This window comes from Paraburkholderia sp. MM6662-R1, from assembly GCF_050436245.1.
In the GTDB taxonomy this organism is placed as follows: Bacteria; Pseudomonadota; Gammaproteobacteria; order Burkholderiales; family Burkholderiaceae; genus Paraburkholderia; species Paraburkholderia tuberum.
Map to the genome: position 1 here is coordinate 80,130 of NZ_JBNDLV010000003.1, position 14,599 is coordinate 94,728.

Genomic DNA, 14,599 nt, shown 5'->3' on the forward strand with positions numbered 1-14,599 from the left:
GCGCCCCGGGCCTGGCTGCGGTCCGCGACGTCATGCCACCGCTAGCGCACCCCGCTTCCCTTTGGATCGAATAATGAAACGACAGGTCCTCAAGACTATTCTTTTTGCTTTGCCCAAGGTTCTTGACCTGACGGCACGCCGCTTTCCCGCTTATCGTGATCGCCTGAAGGAGCGCGATCTCGTGGCCTGGATCGGACTCGCGGATCAAAGCATCGGTCGCGTCATCAGGTTAAAGAACGGACGTGTTCGGTCCAGCGCCGGCAGGCATCCGCGGCCCGACGTGCGCATGGTCTTCAAGGATGTCGCCACCGCCCTGAAGTTTCTTTCTCCCAATCAGGACCAGGGCGAAATCATCCACGCTGCCAAGAACTTCAAGGTGGTCACCGAGGGCGAGGACGAACTGCTGGTTTGGCTCATGCAGACCCTGAGCATGATGCGGACCGTCGGCCTGCCGATGGGCACGCCTTTGCGCGACGGCACCCGCCGCTTCACCACCTGCACCAACGGCGGGCCTCTGTTCGTCTACGTCAAGGATGGCCGCGTCGTTCGGGTGACGCCCATCGAGCTGGACAGCACGGATGCGCCAAGTTATGTGATCGAGGCGCGCGGCCGCCGTTTCAGCCCGCCACGGCGTGGCCTGGTCGCGCCCCACGCGTTGACGCTCAAGTCGCTGGTCTATTCCGACAAGCGCATCCTTCATCCCATGAAGCGGGTCGACTTCGACCCTGACGGCGAACGCAATCCCCAGAACCGGGGCAAATCCGGCTATGTGCGTATCAGTTGGGACGAGGCCCTGGACATTGTCGCCAGGGAAATCAACCGGCAGAAGCGCGTTCACGGTCCCGGTTCCATCACCTTCCCGATGTCGTCCCATCACCAGTGGGGCAACGTGGGTTACTACCTCAGCGCGCTGACGCGCTTTGCCAACCTGATCGGCTTTACCCGGGTCGCGGCCAATCCGGATAGCTGGGAAGGCTGGTACTGGGGTGCCATGCATCATTTCGGCAACTCGATGCGCGTCGGCGTGCCATCCGGCTATGGTGGCGTCGAGGATTGCCTGAAGGAAGCCGACATGATCGTGTTCTGGTCCTGCGACCCCGAAAGTACCAACGGGGCCTATGCGGGATTCGAGGGGACTCCGCGGCGCCTGTGGGCCAAGGAACTCGGCATTGAGTTCGTTCATATCGACCCGCACTGCAACCCCACCGCGCAGTTGCTGGGCGGGCGCTGGATTCCGGTCCGACCGCAAACCGATGCTGCTCTCGCCACCGCCATCATGTACGTATGGGCCGTGGAGGGCTTGTACGACGAGGATTACATCGCCACCCGCACGACCGGTTTCGACGAGTGGAGGGCCTATCTTCTGGGCGAATCCGACGGCGTTCCCAAGACGCCCGAGTGGCAGGAGGGCGAAACCGGCGTGCCCGCCAAGGACGTCCGTGCGCTTGCGCGCCGATGGGGGAACAGGAAGGTCCATCTCGCGGTCGGGATGACCGGCGCGGGATTCGGCGGCGCGGGCCGCGGTGCGACCGGAGCGCAATGGGCGCGCTGCATGATCATGATGATGGCGATGCAGGGCTGGGGTAAGCCGGGGGTCAATTTCGGCTGCCTTGAAGCCGGGGTGCCCCACGACCTCCATTTCTATTTTCCCGGCTACGCGGACGGCGGCATATCCGGCGACCTGGCGTGGACCGCCAATGCGGTGAACAATTACCAGCGCATGCCGCACATTCTGTCCATGAATCCGGTCAAGCAAATGGTCCCGCGGCAGCAACTGCCCGACGCCATCATCAACGGCCATGCGACGGGCTACCTCTGGGACGGCATGTCCCAGGAAGCCCAGTTCGCGCCGTTCAGCTACCCCATGCCCGGATATTCGCCGATCCACATGATCTACCGCTACGGCGGGTCCGCCTTCAGCACAGTGACGAATTCCGGACGCTGGGCTGAAGCCTACCGGCACCCGAGCATCGAGTTCGTGGTCAACCAGTCGATCTGGATGGAGGGCGAGGCCCAGTTCGCCGACGTCATCCTGCCTGCGTGCACCGCGCTGGAGCGCTGGGACATCGGCGAATGGGCGAATTCCGGCGGCTACGCCCATCATGGGTTTAGCACGGTCAATCATCGCGTGATGACGCTGCAGCACAAGTGCATCGAGCCTTTGGGCGAGTCCCGTTCCGACTACGACATCTTCGCCGCCATCCTGACCCGGCTGGGCCTTGGCGGGGTGTTCACCGAGGGATGCAGCGAACTGGACTGGGTCAAGCGGGTCTTCGACTCGTCGGACCTGCCTGATCACGTTTCGTGGCGCGAGTTCTGCCGCAAGGGCTATTTCGTCGTGCCGCCCGAGAAGCCCGAGTTGCGCCATCCGGTGGACATGCGCTGGTTCGCGGAAGGCCGGCGCAAGGACCTGCAGGAACCCCATCCGCTGCCGTCGCAGTTCGCCGAAAAATTCGGCATGGGCCTGCAGACGCCGAGCGGCAAGCTGGAGTTCGTGCCCGAGTTGCTGAAGCGGCACACTGCGGACAATCCCGAGCGACCACCGCTCAACCGATACATCCCGTCCTGGGAGGGGCTGCGCTCGGACCTGGCCCAGCGTTATCCGCTGCAGTTGATCGCCACTCACAGCCGTTACAGCTTCCATACCCATTGTGATGGCAAAAACTCCTCGGTCAACAGCATCGATGACCATCGCGCGCTGATTGGTGGCCATCGCTTCTGGCTGCTGAGACTTAGTCCGACCGATGCGGCCGTTCGAGGCATTGACCATCGCGATCTCGTCAAGGTGTACAACGACCGCGGCGCGGTGATTTGCGCAGCCGACGTCTCGCCGCTGGTTAGCGCCGGAGTGGTCAAGTCGTATGAGGCGAGCGCCGAATTTCAGCTGGTCGAAATAGACGGCGAGTGCGTCGAGATTGGCGGTTGCATGAACATGCTCACCCCCGACCGGCCTCAAACCGCCGGCACGAGCAGCATGAGCCCAAATTCCTGCCTGGTGCAGGTCGAGAAGTGGCAAGGCACCGAAGCGTTCATGCTCGGTCGCGCCGCGTGAGGAATTTCGAATGAGCAAGTGGAACCTGATTATCAAAGTGGGGCGTTGCGAGAACTGCCAGAACTGCGTGATCGCCGCGCGGGACGAGCATGTCGGCAACGACTTCCCCGGTTATGCCGCGCCCGCCGCCGCCAATGCCGACAGCCCGATCCGGATCCTGCGCCGCGTCCAGGGCGACTCGCATATGGTCGAAACCACGTATCTGCCGGTCATGTGCAACCACTGCGACGAAGCGCCTTGCTTGCGGGTGGGCGGCGACGCCATTCGCAAGCGCGCCGACGGCGTCGTCATCATCGATCCGGACAAGGCTCGAGGCCGCAAGGACATCGTGAAGTCCTGCCCGTACAAAGCGATCGTCTGGAACGATGAGCTGCAACTGCCGCAGACCTGGATTTTCGATGCCCATCTGCTCGACCAGGGCTGGCCGCAGCCGCGTTGTCAGCAATCGTGCCCCACCGACGTCTTCGAGACGGTCAAGCTCGATGACGCTGCGATGGCCGAGAAGGCCCAGCGCGAGGGGCTCAAGGTCTTGCGGCCTAACCTGGGCACGAAACCGCGCGTGTGGTACAGCGACCTCGAGCGCTGGGAAACCTGCTTCATCAGCGGAAGCGTCAGCGCGCGGATGGGAGATGTGGTCGAGTGCGTCACGGATGCGGTCGTAGCCCTTTACCTCGGCAATCAGAAGGTGGCGGAGACTGTCTCTGACTGCTTCGGCGATTTCCGCTTCGGTGGTCTCACCAAGGGAAGCGGTCTTTACAGAGTCGAAATCCGTCATGCCCTCGGCAGCGCCTGGCGCAAATGCGAATTGGGCGAAAGCGTTTACCTTGGGGAGCTCAGCCTCGCACAGTCGACAAACGGTATGGAAGTCGCGTGATCATGGGCACCGCAACGAAGCTGCTTGGCATGAGACGGGCGGACCGCTCACGCTTCGGTATGACGGTTCCGATTTCCTCTCACGTGCCAGATTTCGTCAACTTTATTGACAACAAAATCAGATATGAGTGTAATGTCACATAAACCGCGAGACGGCCTGATCGGGCGTCGACGGATCATTGCGAAACCCGTCATCTGAGAAGCATGCCGATCTGGCGGCACCGCAGATGTCGGCCTGACCGGTACTTTATGCCATGAAGCGGGAACGCCTGACACGGGCACAGCGCAGAGAGCAGACGCGCGAATGCCTGCTTGAGGCGGCGCGGAAGATGTTCGTTAAAAAGGGATTCGCCGCGACAAGCGTGGAGGACATCGCTGAGGCGGCTGGCTATACGCGCGGCGCGTTCTACTCAAACTTCGGCGGCAAGCCGGATCTGCTGATCAGGTTGTTGCGCCGCGACGACGATAGGGCGCGGACGAATCTCCTGGCGATGATGGAGAAGGGCGGCACGCCCGATGAAATGAAGGACCGCGCCATCGCGTACTACAGCCAATCTATTGTTGAACACGATTGCTTTCCACTTTGGGTCGAGGCCCAGTTGCTCGCGTGCCGGGACACCCCGTTTCGGGAGCGCATCAACGCCTTCCGGCAGGAGAAGCTGGAACAGATCAGCGTGTACATCCGCATGCTTTCGGAGCGCAACGGCAGGCCGTTGCCCCTGCAGGCCGAGGCTCTCGCGGTTGGCCTGGTGAGCCTGTGCGAGGGCGTGCAGTTCTTCAGGATGTGCGGTCCGCAAACGGTGAGCGACAAGGTGCTTCAGACAGTGCTTGCCGGATTTTTTTCGTGCGTGTTGTCGCGACAGCCGGAAGAAACAGACTACGACAATCATCGCCCGGACGTACCCATGGGCGCACCGTAGCGACTCATATGACTGAATGGACTGGCACAGCCCAATTCCCGCGGCAGCCCCTTCCGGGTGAACGCGGCATGGCGGCGCCGGGCTGTCGCCAAGGCGACGCAACCGCTCGATAAGTTACCGCGGGCATCAGTCGGAGGCATCGACAGGTGTCACTCCACCCCCGCTCGCCACAACAGCACATTGGCGCACCCCAAGCACCATCGGCTGTCGATCGAGACGACCCGAAAGGCACGGCGTCAAGGCTTGCTGTAGCCGGCTAGACGTACCGCTACCTCCATTTTCAGGCAGCGCGCAGCATTTCAATTCCCGACGTGCAAGAAAGAACCGGATGAGTTCGGGGCCAACCCGCCGTTCGTGTTTTTTGCATCTGTCACTCATATCTGACATGCAAACCATATATGATTGCATTGTCAGTAGTGACGTGAAAGCGTACAATCCACGCGTCGATGAAACGTGCGATCCGAAAGTCGTTATGACTGACGGCGCGCGGGTCGTCAACGCTACTCGTGATGGGCGCGGAGGTCTCGATACGTGGGTGAATCAGTGAAGGATATAGTCTCCGGACAGGCGCTCGGGTTGCGCCAGATGTTCGCCAAAAGTGCTACGCGTGTGGTCGCTGTCACAGGCGGCTCGAAAGCAGTCGGCCGTACGGCTGCCGTTGTCAACCTCGCGATGGCGCTGACCAGACAGGGTATGGACGTGCTGGTGGTGGACGAATGTCCTGGCGCGCGGTCGGCGAGCACAATGCTTCAAGACATTCACGCCGCAGGCGTGTTCGCTCCCGCGATCCATCGCAACTTGCCGCGCGTGCTGGCCGTTGACCGTGGTCGACGTCAGTTCCACTCGACTGGCACCGGCCATACGGATCACGAAAACTTCGCTGGCCTGCAGTACGACGCGGTGCTCACGAGCCCGCCCGACATCGTGCTGATTGATGCCGCGCTTGCTGGCAACGGCGCGTTTTCACCACTTGCGTTGCAAGCCCACCACGTCATCGTCGTCATGCACCTGTCGGCCGCTGCAGTAGCAGACACTTACGTTTGCATGAAGCGCCTGCGTCTCGCACAGGGCATCGAGGAATTCCGCATCATTGTGAATCTGTTCGATGGTGAAGCGGACACTCACGCGCTGCTGGAAAGTCTCGGAGCCATTGCGCGCGATTATCTGGCTGTCTCGGTTCTCAAGGCAGGCTGCATCTCGATCGATCCGTGTATCGCGCAAGCGGCAGAGCTTTCGCGCTGTGTCGTCGATGCATTTCCTGGGTCCCCGGCGGCGAGCGATTTTGCACGCGTTGCTGCCGATATGCAGTCCTGGTCGAGGCGGCCCGCAGCGTCCCGGCTGCTACCTGCGACAACGCACATGGCGGCACGGGGGCAGCGCACGCATAGGACTTTGGGCCCGGCAGCAGCATACCGGTAAAGCCTCGAAGAACGATCTCTCCGACCCAGGGGACTTGCCGACGCAATCGGACCGGTAATTTTCGACGCAAGAGAGCAGCTATGGTGGGCAGCGCTCACGCGAAGCGCAAGCGTTCGAGCTTGCACAGAGGGAGCCAGGTGATGAATCGCGCTGTTGATCCGTGGAGTATGACCGTCACAAGGCTTGGCGATTGGAAACTTAACGAACGAGCCACTGCGCACGGATCTGCCTTGAACGGTTCCTCTGTTCGACAGTCGATCGCTTCGACCGGTAAGCCAATCATACGGGTACTCGACCAACCGACCGCGCAAACACTGATCGTTTCATGGTGCGATGCGCGCTCCGGACACTATGGATACCAGACATGGTGCGGAGGCGCCGCGCGGGTGCCAGGCATCTGTGCGCTGACCGGTCGGCTAATCGAAGTCGGAGATGCCATCTACAGGCCGCGCCTCACTGGGCCCACACCGGCTAATGCTCACGCAATGATCTGTGCGAGAAGCGTTAGCCTGATAGAACAGCCGATCTGATGCGATTCGGTTCTCTGGTGTCTTTACGGCAGAATGCTCAGCGCTTTCATGTGCGGCAGTGACACCAGGCGCATCCACGCGCGCGAGGCGTGACCGGACAGTACCCCTGGTCGCGGTTGCACGGCATTGGACTATGTTCCACAGCGTGCGGTGCGGTACAGGTCCACGAACAGGACTGATATCCAAAGGATATCTACACAAGTCGTCAGATAGCAGATGGGACGTTAACCATGGAATACATTGAAAGCTTGCGCCTGTTCCGGAGTATCGTCGAAGTCAAACACTTCAGACGTGCCGGGGAAATGATGGATCTCTCGCCATCGGTCGTTTCGCGGGCGATCGCATCGCTGGAAGAGCGCCTGGGCACGCGACTCTTCCATCGCTCGACCCGACAGTTTTCGCTGACGGAAGCCGCGGAGCGTTTTTACGATGGATGTTGTCGCATCCTGGATGACCTCGATTGCCTGGAAGCCAGTGCGGCGGGCCACGGTCGAGTGCCGGCGGGCATGCTGCGACTGGTCGCACATACGACCACCGCATTGACGTGGCTCGCACCGCTGATTGCGTCCTTTAAACGCAAGCATCCGAACGTCACCCTGGATATCACATTGACCGAGCGGCCCGTGGACCTGACGGCCGACGGTTACGATCTGGGTATCGTCCTGCCTTTCATGCTGGCGACGGATCTGGCTGTGACGCGGCTGCTCCAGCGGTTGCCGCTGGTCGTTGTCACAACGGAAGCTTATCTGGGCAGGCGTCCTCGGCCCCGGCATCCGGCTGAGCTGGCCGACCATGTGTTCGTCACGGTCCCTCCTTCGATGCACAAACCCTGCGTCACCTTTCGAATGGAACAGGAAAACATCGCGGTCCCGATCAGCTACGAAATTGCGTCGAACAATCCCATATTCAATCGCGACATCGTACTCGAAGGATTCGGTGTTGGTCTGCTTCCACTCGCCCTTGTTGAGCAGGACATAAAGGCCGGACGGCTCGTTCGTCTGCTGGAAGACTTCGAGATCGCCGATACTGCGGCCGAGGTCCGCCTGGCATACATCGGACGCGCACTGTTGCCCGCGAAAGTCAGGGCGTTTATCGACCATACCGCGGAGTTCTTCGAACAGGGCATGGGACCGTCCGCTGCTGGTTAGGTGGCGCACGCGGGTGAAGTCCGCGGCTTGCGACGCAGCACACACGCGGCGCGCACGAGCTCATCCGAGACGTTGGCGCGCTGCGCGATCGCGGCGAGCTTCTCATCGAGCACGCCGGCGAACGCGAGCAGGTCATCGCGCTGGTTCTGCAGCGCGATGCGCACCGGGCGGATGCGGCGCGCATCCAGCGCTTCGCGCACGCCCAATTCCTCGACGATGCAAGCTTCTCTGCAACCAGGCAACGGAATGAGCAGTTGTGCCGGGTTAAGTCGCTTCGCTTAAGGAGATTCATGAGATGGACCAGGTTACCCAACTGACACGCAATCACGAGATCGCATTGAAAATCCTGCGGCTGTTGCACAATCGCCTGGAAGAGGCCCGGCAACGGTTCGGGCAGAGGACGAGCGACGCAATCAAGGGGGGCGACGGTACGTCCGCTCTCACTATTCCCAACCTGGCGCAGTTCACACCATGGGGTGCCTGGCACTATACGGCCGATTTCGCGCAGCGCTCCGTCCTGTTCTGGGATGCCTTGCGTCAACGCGGCAACGAGTTCATCGAGCGCCACAAGGCCGGGATCAAGCCGGCGTTGCATTTCGACTATGACACAGTGCTCGACGCGAGGCACTTTGAGCGGCCCGTCAACTACGCTCTGCTGTCGATACGGCCGCCGGAGGGTGTCGTGGTCGACGTGAAGAAGCGCCCGTATCTGATCATCGATCCGCGCGCCGGGCACGGTCCCGGCATCGGGGGCTTCAAGGACGATTCGCAGGTCGGCGTTGCCCTGCGCGCCGGTCATCCCGTCTACTTCGTCGTGTTCTCCCAGGAGCCAGAGCCCGGCCAGACCCTGCTCGACGTGTGCGCGGCCGAGCAGCAGTTCGTACGGAAGGTGCGCGAACTGCATTCAGACAGCCCAAAGCCCGCGATCGTCGGAAATTGCCAGGGCGGCTGGGCCGCGATGATGCTTGCCAGTTCGTCGCCGGAAGACACCGGTCCCATCCTGGTCAACGGCGCGCCCATGTCTTACTGGAGCGGGGCGTGGAGCGAGAGCGAGGTGCCCAATCCAATGCGTTATGCCGGAGGCATTCTGGGCGGCACGTGGCTCTCGTCCCTGGCGGCCGATCTTGGCAACGGCAAGTTCGACGGCGCGCATCTCGTGAACAACTTCGAGTATTTGAACCCCGCCAACACGTTCTGGGACAAGTACTACAACGTGTTCGCCAACATCGATACGGAACCGGCGCGCTTTATCGAGTTCGAGCGGTGGTGGGGCAGCTACTACCTGATGAACCGGGAAGAGATCGAGTGGATCACCCGTAACCTCTTCATCGGCAACAAGCTGTGGTCCGGCGAAGTGTCCGGCCCGTCGGGCAAATCCTTCGATCTGCGCGCCATCCGCTCGCCCATCATCCTATTCGCATCGATGGGCGACAACATCACGCCGCCGCAACAGGCGTTCAACTGGGTCGCTGACATATACAGCAGCACCGAGGAGATCAAGGCGCGCGGCCAGGTCATCGTCGCCCTGATGCACGAGGACGTCGGCCATCTCGGCATCTTTGTTTCCGGCAAGGTGGCGAAGAAGGAATACACGCAAATCTTCAACGTGCTGGAGACAATCGAGACGCTCGCGCCGGGCCTCTACGGCATGTCGATCAAGGAGGGAAAGGGCGCAGACGGCAAAACGGAATACGAGGTCTCGCTCACCGAACACCGGCTGGAAGAAGCCGTCGAGCATTTCAACGAGTTGCGGCGCGAGGACGAAAAGCCGTTCAAGGCCGTGGCGGTGGTGTCGGAGTTCAACCAGCGAGCCTACGAGCTGTTCGTTCAACCCTTTGTGCAGCATGCGTCGAACGAGATGACCGCGCGGTTGCTGCGCGATTTTCATCCGTTGCGTCTGCAGCGCTGGGCATTCTCGGACCTGAATCCGTGGGTGGCCGCGCTGCGTCCGATGGCCGATGCTGTCAGAGCCAGCCGGCAGCCCTCGAGCGACCTCGAACCGTGGCGCAAGGTGGAGCAGCGCGGCTCAGAACTGATCAGCGCCTCGCTCGACCAGTTCCGGGCGGTAAGAGACGCCAGCATCGAAGCACTGTTCTTCTCCATCTACGCGAATCTTTTCGCAATGTACGACCCGGACCGCCTCGGCGAGCATGGGACCGGCACGTCCGCCGCCGCCGATCCTCGCAGCCTGCCGTTCGTCCAGGCGGCGCTCGCCTCGCTGAGGCAGGGCGGCTACAACGAGGCGGTCGCGCGCACCGCGTTCCTGCTCGCGCCAAAGGGCGAGCCGCTGCCGCTATCGCGCATCGAGACAGTCAAGCAACTGGTCGATGAATATGCCGACGACCTGCCGCATTTGCCTCCTGCCGACTGGCGGCGCATTCGCGGGGAGCAGGAACTCATCGCGACTTTTGAGCCGCAACAGGCTATCCAGACGTTGCCCGATCTGCTCGCCAGCCCGGAAGACCGAAACCGGCTCCTGACCTTGCTCGACAAGCTGCTGGCCGACCAGCGGGTGCTGCGCATCCCGCCGACACCCGCGCAGGAAGAGGCGCTGCGCGCCATCCGGTCAGTGCTCGGCGCGACAACCGCGCTCGAGTCGCAGCCCCAAAAGGCCCGCGCACCGCGGGTTCGGGCCACGGCATCGTGAGTGCCGCCAACCCGTCAGTGAGGGAACCCGCCATGGAATCCAGACACGTCAAGTACCAGGAGGCAGATCCCTTTCGTGTTCAGGCAGCGCCGCCCCAAAGCTACCATCGCGAGTTTCCGAAACCCGTCATTCCCGCCACGACAGCGGACGCGCCGGGCGCCTGGCGAGGGCAACCTCGATGTCGAGTCGAAGTCAGCATGCAAGTGCCTTCACAACCTCGAACAACTGACCGCGGCCGCCTTGCTTCGTCAGTCGCAGCGGCCGATTGGACTGGCGTCAATCAGAAGGCCTTGGTCGAAAATCGTGGACCTCGATCGCGACGAGAGTCGGAGCTGGCAATGGAGCATTGCCAACCGGCAGCGGCTTTACCGTCCTGCGAGTCGGTACCAGGAATCCATCGAATTCGCGAAAGTCCTCGCAGATGTGAGCGGCCCGCGCCCAGCGTCCGATAACCATGGCGGTGTAATCGATCCTGCAAAGGCGATGTTGCCTATCGAAATAGAGATCCTGGACCCGGCTGTGCGTTGGAATGTCGCTGGGAAAGGTCGCCCGGATTCTTCGCCATATCCCGGCCGAAGTCGCCAGTGGCGGAAGTTCTTTGAACGTAAAGCCGCCGCGCAAGAATAAGAAAGGTGCTGTCAGATAGTTCCAGAACGCGTAGGCGCCGAAATAGACAAAGTCGAGGTCGTCCCAGTAGATTTGCCGTCGCCAGCCACGAAATGCTGTTCGCGGTCCGTCGCGGCGAGCCAGGATAGCCCCGTCTCGCCCGACGACGCGAACAAGTTCTTCTCCTTGAAGTTCACTCGTTTCGCCAACCTGCGGAAAATCGTTGAAAGCGAAACGAGGCTCGTGTGTCGACGCGCGAACCTGCACCTGTCGCAGTATTGGCCGTCGCTTTGCGGTGAACAGAAGGCCGCAGGCGGAAACCGTCGCCTCGATCTCCGCCAGTTCGGCCCATCGCGCTGCACCGCCGTGCGCCTCAATCGCTGCCCGGATCGAATCCGGCAATGCGTTGCTCTGTTCCATGTCGATGCTCCTCCATTACCGCGTTGCCTGCGCGCCTACCGGTGAGTCCAGGAAACGATGGTTTGATAGATGCCAATTAGTCGGGAGCCCGATATCGCGGGAAGCCTTGTAAAAAGCATCCAAGAGCAGCTTCCATCTTTCAACGTCCCACTATACCGAACGTTTCTCGCACAAACTGGATAGCGCACGCCGATGCTCAAGCGGCCGCCATCGCACATCAGCGGGCCACGCGCTGACCGTGCACCACCTTTCATATTTGCCGTATCGATCATATATGATATGATAATCATGTATGATTCATTAGCTTCCTCTCCTACCGCAGTGCGGCTCCCTCATTTCACGCCCGGCCGCGACCGAATGCAACACCGCTTACATAGGTAACGCGTGCATGAGCCAGATCTCTCAAATGCATACTCTTCGCCGCGCTTGCACCGCGCGACAAATAGTTGCAGTCATTTTTCACCTTATCGCGCTGACGATATTCGGCCTGATTCCGGTTGCCTCCAACGCAGCGACGCTGCCGCCCCTTAGCATAGATGCTCCTGCTGATTCTTCGCCATCCATGGGCGCGGGCGCCGAGGCATTACAAAGGCTCGGTGCGCTTCAGGAAAAACAGGACCAGATCCGGCAGCGTGCTTCGACGGCAACAAGCGATGCGCAGCTGTCCGAGCTGGACGCATTGAGCCGGCGCGTCGCCGAAGACGTCGACAGGCTGATCACCACGTCGCTGGAGCCCGATCGCGCGAAAACGCATGCCCAGCTCGACGTACTCGGAACAGCACCCGCTTCCGAATCCGCCGCGGAAACTCCCGCGGTCGCCGAACAGCGCAGCGTTCTCGCCGCTCAGCAATTGCAACTCGATGCCGAACTCAAGCAGGCGGCAACGATCAAGGAGAACCTTGCCAATCTGAGCGCCCAGATCACGCGACTGCTGCAAAACCATCTGAAAGATCAACTGGCCCTTCGTTCCGACAGCGTAGTCAGCGCCGCGTTCTGGGCGTCGGCGCTCCACCCGGACACGGCTGACTATCAACGTCTGCGAGACTTCAAGGCGCAGATCGACAGGCAGATTCAAACGACATGGCAACCGGGGCAGCGGGTTGCAACCGCCCTGCTTGTGCTGCTCGCCCTGGCCGTTGCAACGATTGGAACGCGGCTTCTTGACAGAGCATCAGAGCGGTTCTGCCTACGCCGCCTTCCGGAAGGCCGGATACGGCGCAGCGCGATGGCGATCTCGACCGTGTTCGCGTCTTTGGTGACCACCATATGTGCCGTTGATCTGCTCTACTTCGCGTTGACCCGTCAGCAGGCGCTGCCTCCTGCGCTGCAAGGCTTCGCCAGCGAAATCATCAAACATGTTGTGACCTGCGCGCTGGTCGCTGCTCTCGGCCGGGCATTGCTTTGCACACGACATCCGTCATGGCGGTTGCCGGCCATCGCGGATCCCGTCGCTCGCGCGCTACGCCCTTTTCCACGGACACTGGCCGCACTGCTGCTGTTTTCAGGAGCCATCGAGCAGATCAACCGGGCCGTCGATACCAGCGTGCAACTTACGCTCTTTACTCGCGGCGTGGTGGCGTTGGTGGTCGCTGTGACCATCGGGATGTCGCTTTTACGCGCAAACCGGGTACTCACTGCGCTCGCCGCTGCCCGAGAATCGCCTGAGGCGCGTTCTACCCTCGCTGGCATTATTCATGCCGCCGTCAGCCTTGCCGTCGGAGCTTCTCTGATTGCATTGCTCTGTGGTTATGTTTCGTTCGCGCGGTTCCTGACTTACGAACTGGTCTGGTTCGATCTCGTACTGAGCAGCGTTTATCTGCTGACGAAGCTCGCTCATGATGTTTGCGAAACCGTATTTTCGCCATGCCACGCCAGCGGCAAAACAATCAGGCATCTATTCGGGCTGCAAGACGTTCATCTCGAACAGGTGGCAACGGTACTCTCCGCCATTCTTCGCAGCGCATTGATGCTCGCCGCAGTCATCGCACTGCTAACGGGCGGCCTCGGGACAACGCCCCGAGATCTGGTCGATAGCATTCTCGACGTACTCGGTGGCGAGCGATTACATGCGCTCAATATCGTTCCCGCCCATATCTTCAGCGCTATCTTTACCTGTGCACTGTGCCTGTATCTGGTTGGGCTCATGCGCAAATGGCTGGACGCCGAGTTTCTGCCCAAGACGCAAATGAGTTCGGGTATGCGCGCGTCGCTGGTGACGGTCTTCGCCAACGTCTGCTATGTCCTCGTCGCGCTGCAAACCTTGTCCGTACTCGGCGTGAAATGGCATAACCTGGCGTGGATCGTCAGCGCGCTGTCGGTAGGCATCGGCTTTGGTCTGCAGGAAATCGTTAAAAACTTCATTTCCGGGCTGATATTGCTTGCTGAACGGCCGGTCAAAGTAGGCGACATGATCAGTATCACCGGCATTGAAGGCGATATCCGGCGCATCAGTGTACGTGCGACCGAAATACAGCTCGCAGACAGATCAACGGTGATCGTTCCGAATTCGCACCTGATTTCTCAGAATGTGCGCAACGTGACAATGGGAAACAAAACGCAGGGGGTTGTCACACTGGCCCTTACTTTTGCGCTGGACGTCGATCCGGAGCAGGTGCGCGATGTTCTTCTGCAAGCTTACCTGGATCACCCATCGGTTCTCGATCGTCCCGCGCCATCGGTGATCTTTAGCCAGTTGACGCCTGACGGTATGACCTTGACTGTTACCGGCTATGTCGGTAGCCCGAGAATCGCCGGGGATACCAGAAGCGATCTGCTATTTGCAATCCTGAAGCGACTACGTGCTGCAGAAATACCGCTGTCGATCTCTCGAACCGTTGTGGTCCGAAGTACGAGCGATATCATCTCGAACCAGGAAGCCACCGATCGCAATTCCGGTCCGGTAGAGCTCCGTGTCCTGTCTGCAATCAGCGAGAATAGATAGTCGTCGAAGTGATTTCTCGCGCTCATGGGACTGGTAAAAGCCG

Annotated in this window: 10 protein-coding genes; 8 read left to right on the forward strand and 2 right to left on the reverse strand. The window is 60.8% G+C overall.

What is annotated here, in order from left to right; genetic code table 11:
* Nucleotides 1-73 precede the first annotated feature (73 nt).
* From OKW39_RS22990 to OKW39_RS23015, 6 genes are all read left to right on the forward strand, one after another.
* Nucleotides 74-3,052 (forward strand): molybdopterin-dependent oxidoreductase, encoded by a 2,979-nt coding sequence (locus OKW39_RS22990; protein ID WP_090811770.1) that lies wholly within the window; start codon nt 74-76, stop codon nt 3,050-3,052.
* A 10-nt stretch (nt 3,053-3,062) separates the two neighbouring features.
* Complete coding sequence (locus OKW39_RS22995; RefSeq protein ID WP_090811768.1) at nt 3,063-3,926, forward strand: 4Fe-4S dicluster domain-containing protein; 864 nt, start codon at nt 3,063-3,065, stop codon at nt 3,924-3,926.
* A gap of 253 nt (nt 3,927-4,179) precedes the next feature.
* Nucleotides 4,180-4,845: a TetR/AcrR family transcriptional regulator gene (locus tag OKW39_RS23000; RefSeq protein ID WP_090811766.1), complete on the forward strand. Its 666-nt coding sequence runs from the start codon at nt 4,180-4,182 to the stop codon at nt 4,843-4,845.
* 693 nt (nt 4,846-5,538) lie between these two features.
* Nucleotides 5,539-6,264: a MinD/ParA family ATP-binding protein gene (locus tag OKW39_RS23005; protein WP_429563773.1), complete on the forward strand. Its 726-nt coding sequence runs from the start codon at nt 5,539-5,541 to the stop codon at nt 6,262-6,264.
* A 167-nt stretch (nt 6,265-6,431) separates the two neighbouring features.
* Complete coding sequence (locus tag OKW39_RS23010) at nt 6,432-6,794, forward strand: DUF3331 domain-containing protein (protein ID WP_429360703.1); 363 nt, start codon at nt 6,432-6,434, stop codon at nt 6,792-6,794.
* A gap of 230 nt (nt 6,795-7,024) precedes the next feature.
* Nucleotides 7,025-7,942: a LysR family transcriptional regulator gene (locus OKW39_RS23015; protein ID WP_090811762.1), complete on the forward strand. Its 918-nt coding sequence runs from the start codon at nt 7,025-7,027 to the stop codon at nt 7,940-7,942.
* On the opposite strand, the gene OKW39_RS23020 is transcribed toward OKW39_RS23015, so the two are convergent.
* Nucleotides 7,939-8,142, reverse strand: a complete 204-nt coding sequence (locus OKW39_RS23020; RefSeq protein WP_143037313.1) for a hypothetical protein — start codon at nt 8,140-8,142, stop codon at nt 7,939-7,941. The two genes, OKW39_RS23015 and OKW39_RS23020, sit on opposite strands and share 4 nt — an antisense overlap.
* 95 nt (nt 8,143-8,237) lie before the next feature.
* Here OKW39_RS23020 and OKW39_RS23025 point away from each other — a divergent pair, with 95 nt between their 5' ends.
* Nucleotides 8,238-10,589 (forward strand): DUF3141 domain-containing protein, encoded by a 2,352-nt coding sequence (locus tag OKW39_RS23025; RefSeq protein ID WP_429563774.1) that lies wholly within the window; start codon nt 8,238-8,240, stop codon nt 10,587-10,589.
* Nucleotides 10,590-10,865: 276 nt separating this feature from the next.
* Here OKW39_RS23025 and OKW39_RS23030 read toward each other — a convergent pair whose 3' ends face one another.
* Nucleotides 10,866-11,615, reverse strand: coding sequence for a hypothetical protein (locus tag OKW39_RS23030; RefSeq protein ID WP_429563775.1), 750 nt, complete (start codon nt 11,613-11,615; stop codon nt 10,866-10,868).
* A 388-nt stretch (nt 11,616-12,003) separates the two neighbouring features.
* On the opposite strand from OKW39_RS23030, the gene OKW39_RS23035 reads away from it, so the two are divergent.
* A complete protein-coding gene (locus tag OKW39_RS23035; protein WP_429563776.1) occupies nt 12,004-14,556 on the forward strand; it encodes a DUF3772 domain-containing protein in 2,553 nt (850 codons plus the stop codon).
* Nucleotides 14,557-14,599: the final 43 nt, after the last annotated feature.